The organism is Acidovorax sp. AC410 (assembly GCF_979253235.1).
The window spans coordinates 3,489,111-3,506,417 of record NZ_CEEDCG010000001.1; the positions used below are offsets into that span (position 1 = coordinate 3,489,111).

The 17,307-nt window shown below is 58.7% G+C and carries 16 protein-coding genes; 5 read left to right on the forward strand and 11 right to left on the reverse strand.

Features of this window, described 5'->3' with window-relative positions:
* The first annotated feature begins 225 nt into the window (after positions 1-225).
* The 3 genes from AC0IZS_RS16235 to AC0IZS_RS16245 all read left to right on the forward strand — a co-directional run bounded on the left by AC0IZS_RS16235 (position 226) and on the right by AC0IZS_RS16245 (position 3,404).
* Positions 226-1,968 (forward strand): TnsD family Tn7-like transposition protein, encoded by a 1,743-nt coding sequence (locus AC0IZS_RS16235; RefSeq protein WP_471636539.1) that lies wholly within the window; start codon positions 226-228, stop codon positions 1,966-1,968.
* Positions 1,969-2,115: 147 nt separating this feature from the next.
* Entirely contained in the window at positions 2,116-2,445 is a 330-nt protein-coding gene (locus AC0IZS_RS16240) for a hypothetical protein (protein WP_471636540.1), read from the forward strand.
* A 23-nt stretch (positions 2,446-2,468) separates the two neighbouring features.
* Entirely contained in the window at positions 2,469-3,404 is a 936-nt protein-coding gene (locus AC0IZS_RS16245) for a TniQ family protein (protein ID WP_471636541.1), read from the forward strand.
* Between the two features lie 68 nt (positions 3,405-3,472).
* Here AC0IZS_RS16245 and AC0IZS_RS16250 read toward each other — a convergent pair whose 3' ends face one another.
* The 4 genes from AC0IZS_RS16250 to AC0IZS_RS16265 form a co-directional block, all read right to left on the reverse strand.
* Entirely contained in the window at positions 3,473-4,582 is a 1,110-nt protein-coding gene (locus tag AC0IZS_RS16250; protein WP_471636542.1) for an AAA family ATPase, read from the reverse strand.
* A 166-nt stretch (positions 4,583-4,748) separates the two neighbouring features.
* Complete coding sequence (locus tag AC0IZS_RS16255) at positions 4,749-7,013, reverse strand: transposase (protein WP_471636543.1); 2,265 nt, start codon at positions 7,011-7,013, stop codon at positions 4,749-4,751.
* Positions 7,001-7,906 carry a TnsA endonuclease N-terminal domain-containing protein gene (locus AC0IZS_RS16260; protein ID WP_471636544.1) on the reverse strand — a complete coding sequence of 302 codons (906 nt, stop codon included), beginning with the start codon at positions 7,904-7,906 and terminating at the stop codon, positions 7,001-7,003. Before AC0IZS_RS16260 ends, AC0IZS_RS16255 begins: the two co-directional genes overlap by 13 nt.
* Positions 7,907-8,217: 311 nt before the next feature.
* On the reverse strand, positions 8,218-8,643 hold the full coding sequence (locus AC0IZS_RS16265) for a helix-turn-helix domain-containing protein (RefSeq protein WP_471636545.1): 426 nt from the start codon (positions 8,641-8,643) through the stop codon (positions 8,218-8,220).
* Between the two features lie 386 nt (positions 8,644-9,029).
* Between AC0IZS_RS16265 and AC0IZS_RS16270 the strand changes: the two genes are divergently transcribed.
* Positions 9,030-9,185 (forward strand): hypothetical protein, encoded by a 156-nt coding sequence (locus tag AC0IZS_RS16270; RefSeq protein ID WP_471636546.1) that lies wholly within the window; start codon positions 9,030-9,032, stop codon positions 9,183-9,185.
* Between the two features lie 705 nt (positions 9,186-9,890).
* Here AC0IZS_RS16270 and AC0IZS_RS16275 read toward each other — a convergent pair.
* From AC0IZS_RS16275 to AC0IZS_RS16305, 7 genes are all read right to left on the reverse strand, one after another.
* Entirely contained in the window at positions 9,891-10,442 is a 552-nt protein-coding gene (locus AC0IZS_RS16275) for an HAD domain-containing protein (RefSeq protein WP_471636547.1), read from the reverse strand.
* A gap of 42 nt (positions 10,443-10,484) precedes the next feature.
* Positions 10,485-11,735 (reverse strand): type II toxin-antitoxin system HipA family toxin, encoded by a 1,251-nt coding sequence (locus AC0IZS_RS16280; protein ID WP_471636548.1) that lies wholly within the window; start codon positions 11,733-11,735, stop codon positions 10,485-10,487.
* A gap of 38 nt (positions 11,736-11,773) precedes the next feature.
* Complete coding sequence (locus AC0IZS_RS16285) at positions 11,774-12,574, reverse strand: metallophosphoesterase (protein ID WP_471636549.1); 801 nt, start codon at positions 12,572-12,574, stop codon at positions 11,774-11,776.
* Positions 12,571-13,404 (reverse strand): metallophosphoesterase, encoded by an 834-nt coding sequence (locus AC0IZS_RS16290; RefSeq protein ID WP_471636550.1) that lies wholly within the window; start codon positions 13,402-13,404, stop codon positions 12,571-12,573. Before AC0IZS_RS16290 ends, AC0IZS_RS16285 begins: the two co-directional genes overlap by 4 nt.
* A gap of 379 nt (positions 13,405-13,783) precedes the next feature.
* Positions 13,784-14,443, reverse strand: coding sequence for a metallophosphoesterase (locus tag AC0IZS_RS16295; protein WP_471636551.1), 660 nt, complete (start codon positions 14,441-14,443; stop codon positions 13,784-13,786).
* 167 nt (positions 14,444-14,610) lie between these two features.
* A complete protein-coding gene (locus AC0IZS_RS16300; RefSeq protein WP_471636552.1) occupies positions 14,611-14,928 on the reverse strand; it encodes a hypothetical protein in 318 nt (105 codons plus the stop codon).
* Positions 14,925-15,389: a hypothetical protein gene (locus AC0IZS_RS16305; RefSeq protein WP_471636553.1), complete on the reverse strand. Its 465-nt coding sequence runs from the start codon at positions 15,387-15,389 to the stop codon at positions 14,925-14,927. Before AC0IZS_RS16305 ends, AC0IZS_RS16300 begins: the two co-directional genes overlap by 4 nt.
* Before the next feature lie 964 nt (positions 15,390-16,353).
* On the opposite strand from AC0IZS_RS16305, the gene AC0IZS_RS16310 reads away from it, so the two are divergent.
* Positions 16,354-17,304 carry a class I SAM-dependent methyltransferase gene (locus AC0IZS_RS16310; protein WP_471636554.1) on the forward strand — a complete coding sequence of 317 codons (951 nt, stop codon included), beginning with the start codon at positions 16,354-16,356 and terminating at the stop codon, positions 17,302-17,304.
* The last annotated feature ends 3 nt before the right edge of the window (positions 17,305-17,307 follow it).

The window sequence follows — 17,307 nt, forward strand, 5'->3', positions numbered from 1 at the left end:
CTACTCAAGGACGGATCCACGAGCAAGCAGCGCTCGATGCCGCCGGCTTGAACGGACAGGTGCGGTCGCGGGGCCTATGTTAGTGGCGGTCTCAAATCCGAAGCGCAACACTGCTTGTTGAAACGGTTCGATTGAGATTCAGTGAATGGTAGCGCCCTGGCGCTGCGCAATGGCCTGCATGAACTGCTGGAAGGCCTGGTACGGAGACTTCAAAGGAGTTCATCCATGAACGAGCGTCTCGACCTGTTTCCGGCAGCGCCACTGCTGACGCGGTTGCCAGACGAGTCACTATTCAGCTTGGTGAGTCGCCATCATTTTCTTTGGGGAAACTCACTCGCATCGACTACCAGCAAGCAGTTCTTCTCTCATTCGCGATGTGGGTCTCTGCACGACTTTCCCAATCGTCTTCAAATTTTTGTGGAGCGCACTGGGGCGGTCTATGGAGATGCCCGGGACGTTGCACTCAATCTAACCCTGCTGAAATTCTACCGACCGTTTTTACCTCCAGAAGACGTGAGCTATGCCGTCGATTGCCTTTCGCATGGGCACATCCTGAGCCTTCGAATCCGGCTCGGAATCGCAACAAGCCGATTCCTTGCCAACCATCCGCTGAAGGCTTGTTTCGGCTGCATGCAAGAGGACCTGAGTAGCACTGGCTGGGCCTACTGGCGCATCAAGCATCAGTATCCCGGTGTCTGGGTCTGCACCAAGCACGCAATGCTTCTCCGGCAATCCAGGTCAACCAGCGTAGGTAGGTTTCATTGGGCGCTGCCCAGAGCTGATGAGCTTCGTGAGAGCTTCGCCGGTGCAATTCATTCGGCCACGCCTCAACTTGAGTTCTTGGCCAGCTTTGCGACGCTGGTTGAGACAGCAGTTTCAGAGGGCGCTCGATCAAGACTGGACGTAGATCGGTTCAATGAACACTATCGGGCGGAATTCATGAACCGTGGATGGTTGTCTGCGGGCGGCCATATGCGTCTCAAAGAGATTTCTACGTCGTTCCTGAATCACGTTCAATTGTTTCAGGCCCACGAAGAGTTTGCGGGCTTTCCCGTGACCCTCCATCAAGCCTCAGCACAGCTAGGCCGATTTTTCAGTTCTCCTAGAGCCAAAACGCATCCCTTCCGACATCTCGTGATGATCCACTGGCTGTTTGGAGCATGGGATCGATTCGTGCAGTCCACGCCGGTGGAAAAGCGAGCTGCTCTGATAGATGATCTGACTCAGTCGCGAAAAGGCGACGTCGACTGTGCTCGCAGGAAAGAGTTCAATGTCCTGGTACGCGACAAAAATTTTTCGCTGAGGGCTGCAGCATTGAGCGTTGGAATCGATCCGCAAACCGCGCTGGTTTGGGCGGCGAAGTCGGGAGTAGCCGTACGACGGCGACCCAAGATATTCAACTCAGACTTGCGCAAGCTAGCGATCAAGAGGCTGCGTCGTGGCGCTGATAAATCGGCAGTTGCCACAGAGGTTGGCGTATCCATAGAAACCATATCCCGATTGCTGTGGACAGAAGTAGGTCTCCAACGAGCTTGGTCTGGGGCAAGACACGAAAGGGCTCGCGTCCAAGCGCGAAAAGTCTGGGCCAAATTGCTAAACACATCGAGCGCCATGGGGCTCAAATGGATGCGGACTATCGAGCCTGCCGCATACGCTTGGCTATATCGCAATGATCGCTCATGGCTGATCGAGAACAAGCCTTCTCCGAATCCATCTCATCGTCCTTCGCATCCAGCAGCCATCGATTGGCAAGCGCGGGATGAGAAGTTGAGCGCTGCTGTGGAAAGGGCTTGCTTGCAACTGCTGCAAGAGCGTGGTGAACACCTGAGGCACGTCAATGAGCTCTATCCATTGGTTCCCCAACTGCACGCCAAGCGAGGGCATCTGGACAAGCTGCCTCTAACGAGGCTGGCGATCCAGCGTTCTATCGCTGCGCGGCCGCAGGGAGCAAGCGACCTCCTCACTTGACTAAATAAATCTGCCCAGCACTCCCGCAGCTTCTCAAGCTGCGTTGACCGCACACCTCCGCGCGCAAGACCGCTTTTTGCTGAGACAAGCCGATCTCGCGAAAGCTCGAGCTTGATATGCATATATGTATTGAGTTATGCTTTATGCATGATTGAATTTGAGATTCGCGCGCGGGTAGCGAACGTGCGCCGCATCTGTGTGGCTCGCGGAATTGCCCAGGCTGATATCGCAGCGCATGTGGGGGCAAGCCAGTCCCAAGTCAGCCGGATCCTCAAAGGAGACGGCATTCGGGCATCTCGCCTGTTTGAGGAAGTCTGCTTGTTCGTGGAGCGCTTTGAAGGGGGTGTTAGTGCGAATCTGGTGCGAAGCAATGGTGAGCTGATTGAGGCACTTCAGGTCACGTGGGATGGATCCGCATCGCACGCTAAGGCGCTTGCCGCAGTGATTCGATCATTGGCCGTTCTCAAACCTATGTGATCTCAACTGTCTGGAGTTAACTCATGGACATGCTTTTGCAGCCCGCTCCTTTTCCGGAAGAAATGGATCTAGGCTACCTTGGTCGGATTCGGCACACCAACGGCTACAGATATGACCACCTACTGTGGCGAGCAATCGCAGTGCATGTTGGTTCGGGCAAGGGTGCTACCAAGCATGAGTTGCTCAGCCAAATGGCCGGCCAGACGTCCGAACAGTTCGCCCGGAATCACACCTCCATTCCATTCAGACGGGCAATCACGCGGAACTACCCGCACATTCCCCACGGCAGTCTCCAGATGAGAACCTTGCTGTTTGGTCGAACCCCACATCACGGTGACTTCCAGGTATTTTTCTGTGAAGAATGTGTCAAAGAGGATGTTAACTTCCACGGGATAAGCTACTGGCGTCGCGATCATCAGATGCCCGGGCAGATATGGTGCCCAAAGCATGCAATTCCTCTGCACTTTGCAAAGTCCAAGGACAGCTTCGGCGCGTTTCCGAAGGAGCTTTTGGGTAGAAGCCAAATGCATGATGCGAAATTCGTTTCAGAGGCACGGGGCAATTTATTTGTACAGCGCTACCTCGAACTCGCAAACGCAATGTACGACCGAACGGCACCGCTTGATTCGCGAAGCGTTGGGCCGATTATCAAAGGCCGCGCCGAAAAGCTGGGGCTTGTGAAAACACAGCGCGTGAGGAGCAAGCACCCTGTTGACGATCGAGTCCAGAACGCTTTTCCCGCGCAATGGCTTTCGGCTGTTCTAAGAGGAAAGACGCCGTCGAGCGGCTGTCCTTTCAACCCCTCAGCAAGTGTCGTTTGGCACCTGCTGGTGATTGCCGTGCTCTTTGAGAATACCGACGAAGCAATCAACGCACTCGCAACCGCAGCCGTCAGCGGGAGTCATGAGCCAATTGACCCTTCCGATCACTTCAATGTCCGGATGGCCAGAGCTTTCTGACCGCCATAGTTTGCCTCTGGGGTGTAGTACGCCGCATCGCGGAGATACACCGCGTCAGCCGAGCGAGTTCACGGGCCCAACGTCGGCCCAAAAATCTGAGCCCACAGGCCTGGGTCTCGCGGATACAGGTCTTCGTAGCGTTCCAACCGCCTGGGATCGTTGCTCCGCAGTGCATCTACTGCACTGGCTACTAATGCTAAATTCGCATTTGCTGCAGTCTCGAAATCTTTGAGACGCAAGTCATCATCCTTCCTCTCAAACGCAACGCGGTGCGCAGCGATCCAAAGTGCGATGATCAGTCGTTGCACTCCACCCGTTTTGGTGAGAATGAGTTCAACCAATTCATCGGATGCCGCCAGGGGGCTCGCGACGTACTGGTACTGGATCAACAACGGAAGCCATTCTTTCTTGAACGTCGATTCGTTGTTGCCATCGAAGTGCTGGAATACATGATGTCCAAAGCTAGTGATCCGCTGGGTGTTGCTAATACGCGTTTGGATGGCGCTCATGCCGTCCGGCGTTCCAGAGATCAGTAGTGGGATGCGAGAGGTGTTGAGGAACGTAAGAATCCACTTAAGCGTCTGGTCTTCAACGATTCGCAGCTCTGGCACTCTATCGCCTAGTTTGCGCTGCTTCCTGTTTGCGGCTGTAGCAAGCTTGAACAGATTTTGGATCTCGTCAATATGAAGCAATCCTAAAAAGTGACTGGAAGCGACCTGCAGCCATTCTTGTAGAAGCCTTGGGCCGTTTTTTCTGACATCATCCAGCGACTTATCAAATCGGGAACTGCCTGTCGCTTGCTTATAGGCCAACATGAGGCCTATTGCGAGATCTTCTGTCTTCCCGCTATAGGGGGCGTTGAGAGAGATGAACAGAGGCTGCGTTAAGCCGTTGACCATGCGGAAGAATGAATCATGTCGAATGACTTGGTTCGGATAGAGGCTCAGGCAGCGGCTTATTGCTTCGCTCTTTCCCGTCCCGGAGATTCCCACGACTGCGGCAGCAGATGGTGTAGCTCTCAAGGGCAGATCGGTTGTTGCCGAATGGCCGCTAACGTGGCCCCAAGTGGTCGGTGAGAGAGGACTGAGGCGGTCATAGTTTTGCCGAATCATGAGGTCTATCGTCTCGAACAGCCGAAGCTCCTCAAGGCTAGGTAGGTGAAGCTGAAGCACGGCCATCAGCAAATGCAAGCGAATGTGCCGCGGTATTGAAGCGATGTCTCGAGGTGGCTTTGGAGGCAACTCGATCAGGCGTTTCGCAACCTCTAACCGAGGGAGAATTGGGCCAAGTCCGGAGATGAGTGCATTGCCTGCATATGGGTCGAACTCTTGGGTGCTCGTAGCCTTAGGCATTCTCGCCCTCCAAATCCATGCTTGCCCACACTTGGTTCATCAATTGCTCGTGGGCCTCCATCGCTTCAGAGCGAACCTCCTTGGAGCCACGAATTTCTCCTACACCGAGGCGACCTGCCAACTCGACCTCCATGGCCCTGGCCTCTGAAATGTTTGGGAACAGGACTGTGGAGGAGCCTGCCGCAGCTCGAACTTCTTCCTCCGCGTTTGCACGAATGGCTTGCATGCGCTTGAGGCCCAGGACCTTCTCCTTGACGTTTTGATGCTCAATGTCGGCCGCTTTCAGCTTTTGGAATTCGAACGCGTCTGCGACCTCATCGTAGGTGAGCTCTGGCGACGCGCGGCTGTGGTCTGAGATAGAGAGGTCGATGAGTTCATCGCCTCGGCTATGTGGCGTCCAAATCCGGGAGACCGAGCCCGGGTAGTAATATGCTGGCAGTTCCCAGCCGCCTTTTGACCGAGCGAGGGTGCTCCACTGCTCACAATCTACGATCGGCGATTGGTACAAGCTCTTCCGGAACTTCACACCGTTTGCGGTTACGCGAGCAACGTCCTGTGGCAGCAAAGAGGCTATCAGCTCTGCTTGCGGCTGAGCGCGCAAAAACCCAATGCCCATCTTATGACCCCAAGTCCATAGTCCGCCTGGGCTCGGGTAGACCCCATCGGCCACCATGTGCGCATCGAGTCGATGGCTGCGGTCCGCCGTCAGGTTGTAGATATAGAAGACCTCATGGAGAAACTGCATGTATTGACGCACTGTCATCGTGGCAGCAGCCGGGTTGGAGCGACGCAGTTCGTATTCAGCTCGACGCGCATCCATCGCACCAGGCAGGAAACCGTACTGAGTGTCCTTTGCGATGCGATGCATTACTTCGACCACGCCCTTCAGGTCCGGTCGAAACGGGGGTGTGTAGCGCAGCGTGGTGCGCAACTTCATCCCTGTTGCCTTGGCGTCTTTCGACAGGTACTCTCCACGATCGCACAAAAGACTGGCGGACAGGGTCGGTGCAGGGAATAGCGATTGCCGCATGTCATATCCCCACAGGTCGCTTAGCAACGAGGAAGATGCGGCCGTGTTGAAAATGCTTACCGCAGCCGTCGCCCAACTGGGGCCAGTCAGACAGACGTAGAAACCCACCACAGCTGTCGAAAAGACATCGACGATGAGGTAGACGATGGGCCGGCCGATGATCCAAGTGGGATCAATCGATGACCTTAGATAAACGTCGCCGATCGTTGAGTCGATGGCATACATCATCCCCGGGCCTTCAGCACCCTGCCAACTGCACCCCGAAAGTCCTCGGAGGGAGCGTTTGAAGTGTCCCTGACTTGTCTTCTCTCGGATTCGCTCGATGTCACTGATGTCTTTGGTCAGCGCCCGTTTGACTTGTTGATAGTTCGGGTACTGCCCCTTTTCAAGCCCGATGGCCACGATCTTGCCGTTCTCATCGAGAGTCATTCGGGTGCTGAACTGACTTTCGATGATGCGCTCGTACCGCGCTCGCATCGAAGGCTTTGGTGTCTCGATGAGCTTGTCCGCATGGGTAATTTTCGCGAGCCATACAACACTCATACCTGGTTGAACCGGCTCGCCCCAGCAGCCATAGATCCGCTTGTTGAGCGTCTGCGCAGAAGTCTTTCTGCCCGCTTTCTTTCTGGGGCTATCGGCAGACAGAGGCCGCTTTTTGCCTGGTGCGCCGCATTTGTCTCTTCTCGTGCGAAGACTACGTTGGTCCAGTCCGAGGCGACAGAGAATCGACCAAAGCTTGTCAACGTAGTTTTCGCTCACGTTGTGCTCCAGCGCTGCCTCTCGCTTCATGCTGGCAAGGTTCCCATGAATCTGAAGACATTCCTTGAGCTTTTCATGGTCGAAGAACGGTTCCATGATCCGGCAGCGCCGCTGAAAATCAAGCAGTGCGGATGGCTGCTCTATAGGTCCGTAGTACGAGCCTGGAAGCTCGAAGCTGACAGAAACCAGATCAAGACTCTCGATGAGATCGAGGAAGTCCTGCCGCTCAATCTTAAATAAAGCGCCAACCCGAGGCGCTTGCGTAAATCGACGTCTGCGTTTTAGTTTTGATTCTTCGATGCGGGGCCTGCCACCTCTGCCCTTAATCGGGGACGCCGTTGGTTGGATGAGCGCGCAGTAGACCGCGTTTACAGCACCGTCATCCACAATGACGCGGTATATGCCGGCGGCAAGTCCGTGTGTATTGCTGGTCAGCCGGTACAACTGGTTGTGCATCAAATAATCCATGCGGACCTCCGCACCAAGATTGGATTGAGCGAGAAGAACTCTTGGTCCGAGATCAATGCAAGAGGTTGATGAGGCCTCCAGCCCCGTCGCAAATCTACTGGCAATAGTCCGCGCCAGATGGCTTGCCAGAGCGCTTTCTGAGCGTTGTAGCGGTAGGGTTCTCCTCCCAACAGATCAGTAAGCTGTTGCACAACGCGGGAGAATCGATGGCCTGGCATTTCCCGAACCACGTCGCACGCGGCGCTGATTTGGTGTGCCGACGCTTGCTCGTCAAATCCCCAGGGCGAGCTGCGGCGAAGCGTCGTAGCGACGCTCGCTTCGTACTGTTCCGGCGTGATGAGTAGCCAAGGCACCCCGCGCTGCTCCCAATAGGTCTTCTCCAGTAGTAGCAGTTGCTTCGCTCGCGGGGTGAGCGCGTATGAAGGTTTACAGGAAACGGCGAGGAGTTCCAGCGTTCCCCGTGGAGTTCGCAGAACCAGCAACAAGTCGGTGGTGCTCGTCCATATGTGGGTCAGGTCGCCTTCGCTCACCTTGGGGTGTTTGATACCCAGTAGCCTTGCTGTTTCCAGCGTCCCTGGATAGTGTGTGAGCCCTCCACCCACATGCCAGCGAGAAATCTCGTGCAGAGCGTAGTCCTGACTGAGCGGAAACTGTTCGACGAGATCGACCAGATCTGACAGAAGGCCGGCAAAGTTGAGACCAGTCCATTCCCCGTCGGATAGAAGTTCGCGTTGGCGTTGCCGCCATGGGATTAGATGCGAGCGGCCCAAACTGGATGGATCTCCCCGGGAGACCCTGTGCCAGGGTAAGTATTCAGCATAGCTACCTGTCCCTCTTCCTTCCCGAAGAAAGCGTTCGAGGACGGTCGGAGTGAAGCGCTTTTCGGTCCTCATCTCCTTGCCTCCGTGTACCGGAAGCTGGCCTTGAGCTGATACACAGACCTGGCAGGCGAAGGTTCGATGCGGTGGCTGACCAGCTCAACCGAATAGCTGAGGGTGGAGTGGAGAGTTTGGCGCGGACACGCCAAGACCTCACCGCAATAAGTGAATAGTTGCATGGATCTGGTCTCAGGGTTGTTCGCCCCATAGGCGCGAACAGATCCACCACCCATTGATCAGATCGGTTAATCTAGCGCTGCGACTCGCAAAGACTTCGGTCTGAGCACCCGGGCGGCGGGGCTTCTGAAAAGGGGTCCTGCCGATTCTTATTTCATGGCAACCTCCAAGTCCAAGGTTTGTCGGATAGATCGAACTTGTGCGGGCGACAAGTTCTGCCCCAAGCACGCGATATCCCTGAGCAGGTCGGCGACTTGGCGAGGTGTGGATCGCGCCACCCTGAGTCCGATAGTCTTGCGCTCCTGCGATGCGAGGAGCGCGAACTGGCTGGCGTCACTTGGTCGAAGTTCGAGGGCCTGTGCCAGTCTGTCTACGACGGGCGCGTCAGGTGGGAGACGCCGCCCGTTTTCAAACTCACTGATGATGGATGCAGCCACGTTGGCTCGTTCGGCGAGCTGACGCAAGCTTTGCTGACGCGCATTCCGCACAACAAATAGGAACTCGCCAAACCTCCGCGCGGAATAGGCTCCTCCCTCTGTGGTGCTTGCATGTCGATCGCAATGTTCGATGAGCATCGTTGAAGAGCCATGCTGGTGACGCTAACGTGAGCGCGCGCAGAGTTAGGCAGTTTTGCCGATATGCTGGAGTGTGCTCCTTTTTTCGATATGCCGCAATAAAACTGCGAAATAGGTAAGTTTTAAGCAATTATGTTTCGCAGCGTGGTGTCGATGCGAATTAATGTCGGAGGTACAAGAGGCGTTCTGAGCTGCGCCTTCCCGGCTTTGGTTGTCCTAGGCAAAGCCGATCCTCAAGGGACACTTGGTCCAACTAAGACGATAAAAGGCGATCCGTCCCACGTGGCCATCGAGACATTTACGCCCATGGCTCCGGTCCTGCTCCAGACGATCAGGAGCCCATCAGTCGACGAGATGCTGTGAATGATTGGGATTGAGAAAAAGACGTGAACCCCTCTGAAGCCTTGGCCTCGAACCGGGCCGCGATCAGGGAAGTGGTCGAGTCGCATTGCGCCCGGAATATCCGGGTGCTCGCCTCTGTCCTGCGCGGCCAGGACACCGGCAGCAGCGACATGGACATCCCCGTTGACCCGACGCCGTAACGACGGTGCTCGACATCAGCCCGATTCGCGTGAAGTTGCGCAAGCGTGCTTAGCACGCCGGTTGACGTGTTGACGCCGAACACCCTACCCGACAAGCGCCGGGCTTTGGTGCACGTCGAAGCGGTGCCCGTGTAGCGGCTCTGGCAAGCAGCGTACGACGATAGAGCTGAAGACAGGCCCTCCTCGTCTGCGGGGCCCGATCAACCGACTCGGCGATGACCTTACAACGCGCATTCAAGTCCTTGGCCAACGCTGGGCCGCCGTGGAGATCGCGATCTCTTTGGTCGTCCTAGAAAGTAGTTCCTGGGCTGAATTGGGAGTGCTTTATCGGTGCGTGGCACATCCCAGCTGCGCCAGATCCGCAGCCCCACAAAAGAAAAAAGGGCCCGAAGGCCCTTCTCCGGATCCACCCGAAGGAAGATCCATGCGAGGTTCTGTTGCCCCTGCTGGTATGCAAGACCTGGTGGACAGGCAGCTGGTCCGTCTACTCACTCGCTCTCGAACCGTCTTACTTAGATTTTACCCACATTTGGCTCAGCGCCACTGGCAATGCGCAGAGCGCAAACCATGCATTAGCATACCGCTTGAGCGCCAATACCGCAGGCCGCGAGCACAAACCCCTCGCAGATCTGCGCAGGCCTCTTCGCCAGTCTAGGTCCAGCAGAACGGATCGAACAAGGCCAATACCCGCGGCTGCGATCGCATTCACGTCCTTGGGGCGGGCGCATCCGCAGCTCCAGCGGCGGAACTTCCGAAGTGCAACTGCAGCTTGGTCATAAGGTCCTGTGTCACCTCCGGGTCGGCAATGCCAGCAACCGGATTGGAAGCAACGAAGTGCGGCAGCCATCCCTTCGGCCATCCCAGAGCGTCATCCACAGCTACCCAAGCGCCAGGCTGCCTGCGGTCCACGTCATCCAAGACCTGATGCGCACGGGTGAGGCAGTTGAAGAGGTTGCGATTCATCCGCGTGTGAAATGTCGCCCCAACAATGCGCGCCTTGAGGCCCGGTGGAAGCTTCGAAGCAGCGCGGCTGTACCCCAGTGATGGCACCCAGGACGTTGACAGCACGATGAGCACGTCCGGGTAGGGGGTCAGAAGGTGCTCAAGAAGGAGCGCGTTTTCAAAGAAGGTGTGACCGACGCCCTTGGCTCCAAAGTAGAGCCCTCGACGTGGGTGGCGCCACACGTCCTCGTGGTGCAGTACACCGTCGAAGTCGAGATAGAGAACCTGCTGTCCACGACCCTTAGGTAGCTTCATCTGCACTGCTCCTTCATTGCCCAGCTCTACGCGATCAGCTTTCTACAATTGACTAGGCGCTGTGGTTGGGATGCCGGAGAAACACCCCTCCACCATGGCGATGCCCTTGTCGGCTACGCCTTGGGCAGCGAGGCACTCGCGCCAGTTGGCAGCAATCCGCTCCGCCACCTGCTCATAGATTTCCTCAGCATTTCGCTGCCTCAGGCCAAACGTCTCGCAATCGCTGAGCAGGTTTGACTTGGTTGTCAGGTAGGACTCCTTGCCCACGATCATTGCCTGGTGCCGGGACCGGGTGCCGCGCATGCTGGGCACCATGTCGTAGGCCGGGCTCAGCCGGAAGGTGCCGGGCAAGTCATCGGCGATCAATCCATGGTTTCGGTCGTGATCATCCGTATTGGAGATGAGTGCATTGAAGACCATGCGCCGAAACAGTTCCACCTGGTCCTGTGCGCTTTGGCACGAGTAGCTCGATAGGGCCGCTGCCAATCCAGGATAGCTTCCAGTGGAACTCCAGCGGGCTCCCGTGCACTCGAAGAGCGTTCGAGCGCTCAAGAACGCATCGCGCCTGGACTTCCCGTTGCCATCGATCGGCCCCCTGTCAAAGCGCTCCACCAACAGCACATCGCCGGCTACCACTTGCGCACGTGCCGAATCGATGCCGCAGCGCCTGGCCAGCTCCAGCATCGCGGCCTCGAGCTTGGCCATGGGCAGGAGCTCATGGTCATTGCGAGAAGGAAACTTCGCCAACCACAGCCGCCCATCCTTCTCCACCGTGAGCTTCGGCCTGGCGCCGCCCATGGCCGTGCGTCCCCGAACCCGCTGCAGCAAACTAGGTCGCACCACCGTAGGGTGCACATCCAGGTCTCGCAGAACGGCTCGCGCAAGGTCGATGTCCTCGATGCCAATGGGGCGCTTGGGGACCGGTGGTTCCTTGCGCGATTTGCTGAATGCAGAGTTCCCGACGGCATCTCCAGCCGTGTGAAGCATGTACCTTGCCGGGAAGTCCTCCCTCCAATTGCCCGTGTCGATGACGTGTCGCCCCCAGAGGTCCGGCATGGCATCCAGCAAGGCCCCGAAGACCCCATTGCTCAGGTTCGTCCAAAATGGCCACGCTTGCAACGGCAGCGCGATCGGATCCATGGCGATCGCGCTGGGGTTCGCCAGATACGACCTGTCGTACGCAAACCTGCCCGAGGGTCCTCCGGGAGCCGTGGCCGTATGGTCGAAGCACCCGCACAAAGTGGGCTCGACGTCCCCGGGCAGATAGGCCCATACGAAAATCTCAGCAGTCATGGTTGGCAGCTCCAGATTGAAGGTGTCTGCGGGCCCATTCAGCCCACCTCAACACAGAAGTCCACCCGGAACTCCGGGTTCTGCATGCCGCCCCCGGCAAGCTTGTACCCACGCGGATTGGTGACGATCCGGGTCCCCAGTACCTGGTAGTCGACGCTGTCATGGATGTGCCCATGGATCCAGGTGCTGGCCTTTCCCATCAGGGCTTCCAGGTCGCTCGCGTAGCAGGGTGACAGCGGGTGGCCCTCGAACTCCTGTGGGATGGACCGGGGATGCGGTGCATGGTGGGTGACCACCACGGTGTTCTCCGGGTCGCCCAGACCCAGTTGTTCGTCCAGCCACTGTCTGCTCGCATCGTGCCGGCGCCCGGCCATCGCCGGCACCAGGCGGTGCTTGCGTTCCTGCCAGTACAGCTCCGCCGGCCGGGTGATCTTGATCCGCGGGTAGTCGCTCATGCGATGGCGCGCCGTGTTCATCGCCGTGAGCTTCTCTTCGGCGCCGTGCAGCGCATAGTCCGTCCAGAGCGTGCATCCCAGGAACCGTACGCCGCCGATCACGACGGCATCGTTCTCCAGGTAGTGGACCTGGTAGTCAGTGGCGAGTTTGCGCATCACCTCGATGTGCTTGTCCCAATGCTGGCTGTAAAACTCGTGGTTGCCGTCCACGTAGATGATGGCCTTGTCAGGGAAAGTCTCGCGTGCCCAGCGCAACCCGCCCGTGCCCTCGGTGGTGTCGCCAGCGAGCACCACCAAGTCGACGGTGTTGAGGAAGTCCGGGTCCAGCTGCGGCCTGAAGGGCGACAGGTCCAGGTGCAGGTCCGAGTAGACGAGCAGCTTCATGGCTGCTCCTCAGCGAGGCTTGTCGACTCTCCATCGGACATGTCGCAGGGGACCCAGCGACCTTCTGTGGTCTGCTCCACCAAAAGCCGAGGATTGAAATAGCGGTTCTCGTACTCGCCGGCAAGCCAGCCCACTGGATACCCGCGCGGGTTGCAGACCACACGGCACCGGCCCACGCGGTACTGGAACGATGAGTGCGTATGCCCGTGGATCCACAGCCCGGCCTGGTCAAGCAGTTCGGCAGGCAGTTCGGACCCGAAGGCGGCCGTGCACAAGTCTTCCTGGTACTGCCGCGCGGTCGATCTCTTGCGCGGGTAATGGTGGCTGACCACCACCCGGTCGCTCGGAGATCCGGGCTTGGCCAGCTCGGCTTCCAGCCAGCCCCGGCTGGCCCGGTGGCGCACCACAGTGGCCTTGGGCGTGCAGCCTTCGATGGTGCGGTAGTCCGCCATGAATTTGCTCGCCATGATCATGGACTTCACCACGTTGCCGGCGCCGAAGTATTCGAAATCGGTCCACAGGGTCGCGCCAAGGAATTGCACGCCTCCGATGGAGACAGCGTCGTTCTCCAGGAAGTGCACCTGTTCGCGCAGGGCCGCCTCCCGAAGCTCGTCGAGTGTGCGCTCCCAGTGCCCGTCGTAGAGCTCGTGGTTGCCCGCGACCAGCACGATGGGCTTGTCCGCGAAGGTCTCGCGGGCCCAGCGCGCCGTCTGGCTGCCCTTGTGGATGTCGCCGGCCAGCACCACCACATCGGCAGCCGCGGTCGCGACTGGATCGGGAACGAAGGGCGCGAACTCCACGTGGAGGTCAGAAAGGATGAGCAGTTTCATAGCCAGCTCCGTTGCAGTCTTCTGTGAACATCGTCGAGTGAGACGAAGTGGTTCGACCGACGGGGCCGGGCGAAACGGCTGCGACTGGGCAGCCGTGCCTTGGGCGCGCTCACTATCGCGAATGCTTCGCCCTTGCGCCCCTTGGTGCGCAGTGCGAAGGCGCTTCTTCGAATGCGCGCAGAAACCAATCTGCCCTGAATGAGCCTCTTTGGCTTGTCCGTGACCTTTGTCAGGCATAGCTTGTACAGGTCGCCGGTACCTCGCGTCTGCGAGAAATACACGCGGGCCCCAGCCTGCGATTCCGGCATAGAAAGGCGATGGCGGCTATCGATGCATACCAAGCCGGTGGGTTCCGAACGCCGAATTACGGTTTTGGGTTTCAGAGGCATACCAGTCCTTGCGTGACATCCCAGCCCACATTGACGAAGTGGGTGGTCTCGGTTGGAGGCACCACCTGCCGGTGCAGATGGCCGTGGTAGTTCAGGATCCGGGGCAACGGGTAATCCACCGCGGCCGGATAGTGGCTCACGAAGACGTGCTGCCCCAGTGCGTCCTGCCAGGCCAGAAAGGGCACGACCGCCTCGAACAGCGGGCGTCGCCTGTCCTCGGCCCGCTCGTTCAGGTAGCGGCATTTGCCGGCGCGCGTGAGGTCGTGGTTGCCCAGCACCAGGACCTTGCGGCCCGGGATGCGCCTGACCCACGTCATGGCCGCGTCGTGGTCGCCCATGGACAAGTCGCCCACGATCACCAGCCACTCGTCGTCCTTCACCTTCCGGGTCTGTGCGACCAAGTGCTCGTTCATCTGGGCTGCGTCGGTGAACGGGCGGTTGCAGTACTGGATGACGTTCGCGTGGTTCAGGTGCAGGTCGGCCGTCATCCAAACCCGCTCACCGGCGGTCAGCGCGTTTAGGATCTGCGCGCTGATCTCCTGGATGACGTTGGGATGAGCCAGGTCCAGCATGGCGGCGTGCACGTCGGGGCGGTCTCTCTCCGTAGCCAGCGTGCACGTGAAGAGGTCCATTGCAACTTTGAAATCCATGCTGCCTCCTCAGTTGAAGAGGCCAAGATGCATGGATGGCGACGCGGATCTGAAAGGCATGGCGGGCTCCTTGTGCGGAGCCCGATGGGGACGGCCTGAGATTTGGGTACCAGGCTCCGCGGTGTTGAAACTGCGGGCTGGTGGGGGAGGGTGAAAAGTCTAGGTCTTCAGCCGGGCACCACGCGCCGCAAGATGGTCGTATTCATGACTATCAAGACGGGTTGCATACAGGTGGTGCGGCGGTACATGGCGCTCATCATCCGGGAGCGCAGGAGCCTTGTCAACAGTGCGTTTACGGGCAGATGGCCTGTGTGCAGCCCATTCTTTTGTGGCGGCACTATGGTGCGAAATAACTCCATGATTGGCGCCGCAGGAACCCTCGTGAAACGGCACCCGTGCAACCTATTTTTGCCCTGCAGGAACTCGGGGTCGCGCACGCTGATCTGCAGAATTTTGTCGTCAATGCGCGGCGACACCACAGTCATTCGTATCGTTCGCGGGCGTAGGTTGCCTCGGCGACTGAAAGGACGAAATCGAGGCGTTCCTCATGTGGCTTGGCGAGGAAACCGACCGCTTCCTGATCGTTCACATCAGCGCCTACTCCAGTCAGTACCTGGATAGGAGTGAACCCTCCAAGCAGCTCGTGCATGCCGGTGAAGAACTGATAGACCTGCGCGGCGGGAGCGCCTGTGTTTTGAAGAGGCCCCAGGTACCGGAGTGCCTTCAGGATGCGCTCCAACGGCTTACCTTCGATGCCTGGCCATGCTTGAAAGACGGGAAATCCTCTGCCTGGCTCACGACCTTCAAGGGAGATTGCGATCAGCTTCCCATCGTGATGGCGTCGCCGAATGGCTTTCTCCGACATCCCAAGCAGGGTAGCAAAGTCGTGCGCGGTGAGTGGCGTACCGGCGTCACCAGCGCGATACTGAAAGTCGGTGCTGGTCATTGTCGTAATCAGCGGGCGCCGCGGCGTTGGCACTGCGGGCTTGCTGGAAGGATGAGGTTTAAGGTTTTCAGCCGGACTCTAAGCCGCAAGATGGCCGTGTTCATGGCCATCGCGACGTGACGAATGGTGGTGGTGCAGCAGGACATGATGCTCATCATCCTGAGGGCGCGCAAGGCCGTCAATAGTGTGTTTGCAGGCGGCAGGCCTGTGCGAAGCTCATTCTTTTGTGGCCGTAGGTTGGTACGAAACAACTCTGTGAGCGGCATCGCCAAATCTATGTGCCAAGCCCACACGGGGACGAATACTCGTCGGGCAAGGGCGCGAGAAAACGACCCTGGATGTCTCTGCCTCAAACTTGCGCCACGTGTTCTTGAATGGTGGTTTTACCGCTGCGGATTGCACTCTCTCGACCAGTAACAGGCTGCTCGCAGTCAACACGATCATCGCGAAGCTCGTGCCAGTGCTTCGGCACAGTGGCACTTTTTCTCCCGCCACTGGTACTTTGCCCGCGTGCAGGTGCCGGACAGCCTACGGTTTGGTGATGCAATTGGCAGAAGGTGTGTTGCTCAGTCCGATCGAGCCAGCCCTGTCCTCCCTTCTGGATATCTGGCCTGAGGAGGGTGGTCGAAAGATTCTTTCCGTCAGCTGGTATCCATCCATGCCTTGGTATCCGAGGCGCGTGGTTGTCTTCAAACCCGGATCCTGGACGCATGGGTTTGCGTCGGGACAGGAGTAAAGAGTTCAAGGTGAGTGCGACGGAACCGCGCTTGGTGGTGTTTATGACTTTAGAAAGGCGGCTACCCGCTAAGTCAAGCCGCAAAGCCGCGTCGGTGCTCAGTCTGTGTTTACGACTTTAATTGGCAGGAATAGCGGGGGACCGAATGGCAAAGCGCCCGGCATTGCCGGGCGCTTTGCGTGGCGCACAGTGCATACACTCCCTGCTCCGCATTCCCCCTTCATTTTGATGCAAGCCCTGTTGACCGCCATCGCCACGATGGCCCCCCTGCCCACCGACGCCCAGCGCATCTTCCACGGCCGCGGCGGCCTGTACCCGGGCTCTGAGCACTGGGTGCTGGACGTGTTCCCGCCCGTGTGGGTGCTCACCAGCTTCCAGCCCGTGGCCGAGGAGGAGCTGGCCACTATCGGCGTCGCCCTGGCTGCGCGCTGGGAGCAACTGCACCCGGGCGAGCCGCTGAACTGGGTCTTCCAGACCCGGCACGAAGGCCGCAGCGAAACGCGGCCGATGGCCGGCAGCGTGCCCGACCCGCACGTGGTCACCGAGCAGGGCGCGCGCTTTCGCGTACACGTGGCCCGGGGCCAGAACCATGGCCTGTTCCTCGACATGGCCGAGGGCCGCCGCTGGGTGCGCGACTACGCCGCTGCGCGCAGCACCGACCGCTACGGCCTCAAGGTGCTCAACCTGTTCGCCTACACCTGCGCCTTCTCGGTGGTGGCCCTGCAGGCTGGCGCGAAACAGGTGGTCAATGTCGACATGGCCCAGGGAGCCATCGCCATCGGCCAGCAGAACCACCAGCTCAACGGCCTCACCACCGGCGCGAGCTTCCTCGCGCACGACATCTTCTCCACCTGGGGCAAGATCACGCGCGGCGGGCCCTATGGCCTGGTCATCGTGGACCCGCCCAGCTTTCAGCGCGGCAGTTTTGTTGCCACCAAGGACTACGCGCGCCTGATGCGCCGCCTGCCGGACCTGCTGGCCCCTGGGGGCCATGCGCTGCTGTGTTTGAACGCGCCCGAGCTGGGCCTGGCCTTTTTGCAGGACCAGATGCGTGAGATCGCACCGGAGCTGGAATTTGTCGAGCGCGTGGCGAATCCGGCGGTGTTCGCCGATGTGTCGCAGGAACGCTCGCTCAAGGTGCTGGCGTACCGGCTGCCCGCACGGGTGGAGCCGGTGTGACCC

What these genes read in the sequence shown, in the direction of transcription:
- AC0IZS_RS16295 (WP_471636551.1), bottom strand. Translation starts at nt 14,443, where the DNA reads ATGGATTTCAAAGTTGCAATGGACCTCTTCACGTGCACGCTGGCTACG.
- AC0IZS_RS16260 (WP_471636544.1), bottom strand. Translation starts at nt 7,906, where the DNA reads ATGAGGACCGAAAAGCGCTTCACTCCGACCGTCCTCGAACGCTTTCTT.
- AC0IZS_RS16240 (WP_471636540.1), top strand. Translation starts at nt 2,116, where the DNA reads ATGATTGAATTTGAGATTCGCGCGCGGGTAGCGAACGTGCGCCGCATC.
- AC0IZS_RS16300 (WP_471636552.1), bottom strand. Translation starts at nt 14,928, where the DNA reads ATGACTGTGGTGTCGCCGCGCATTGACGACAAAATTCTGCAGATCAGC.
- AC0IZS_RS16285 (WP_471636549.1), bottom strand. Translation starts at nt 12,574, where the DNA reads ATGAAGCTGCTCGTCTACTCGGACCTGCACCTGGACCTGTCGCCCTTC.
- AC0IZS_RS16275 (WP_471636547.1), bottom strand. Translation starts at nt 10,442, where the DNA reads ATGAAGCTACCTAAGGGTCGTGGACAGCAGGTTCTCTATCTCGACTTC.
- AC0IZS_RS16255 (WP_471636543.1), bottom strand. Translation starts at nt 7,013, where the DNA reads ATGGATTATTTGATGCACAACCAGTTGTACCGGCTGACCAGCAATACA.
- AC0IZS_RS16235 (WP_471636539.1), top strand. Translation starts at nt 226, where the DNA reads ATGAACGAGCGTCTCGACCTGTTTCCGGCAGCGCCACTGCTGACGCGG.
- AC0IZS_RS16245 (WP_471636541.1), top strand. Translation starts at nt 2,469, where the DNA reads ATGGACATGCTTTTGCAGCCCGCTCCTTTTCCGGAAGAAATGGATCTA.
- AC0IZS_RS16310 (WP_471636554.1), top strand. Translation starts at nt 16,354, where the DNA reads ATGCAAGCCCTGTTGACCGCCATCGCCACGATGGCCCCCCTGCCCACC.
- AC0IZS_RS16250 (WP_471636542.1), bottom strand. Translation starts at nt 4,582, where the DNA reads ATGGCCGTGCTTCAGCTTCACCTACCTAGCCTTGAGGAGCTTCGGCTG.
- AC0IZS_RS16265 (WP_471636545.1), bottom strand. Translation starts at nt 8,643, where the DNA reads ATGCTCATCGAACATTGCGATCGACATGCAAGCACCACAGAGGGAGGA.
- AC0IZS_RS16280 (WP_471636548.1), bottom strand. Translation starts at nt 11,735, where the DNA reads ATGACTGCTGAGATTTTCGTATGGGCCTATCTGCCCGGGGACGTCGAG.
- AC0IZS_RS16290 (WP_471636550.1), bottom strand. Translation starts at nt 13,404, where the DNA reads ATGAAACTGCTCATCCTTTCTGACCTCCACGTGGAGTTCGCGCCCTTC.
- AC0IZS_RS16305 (WP_471636553.1), bottom strand. Translation starts at nt 15,389, where the DNA reads ATGACCAGCACCGACTTTCAGTATCGCGCTGGTGACGCCGGTACGCCA.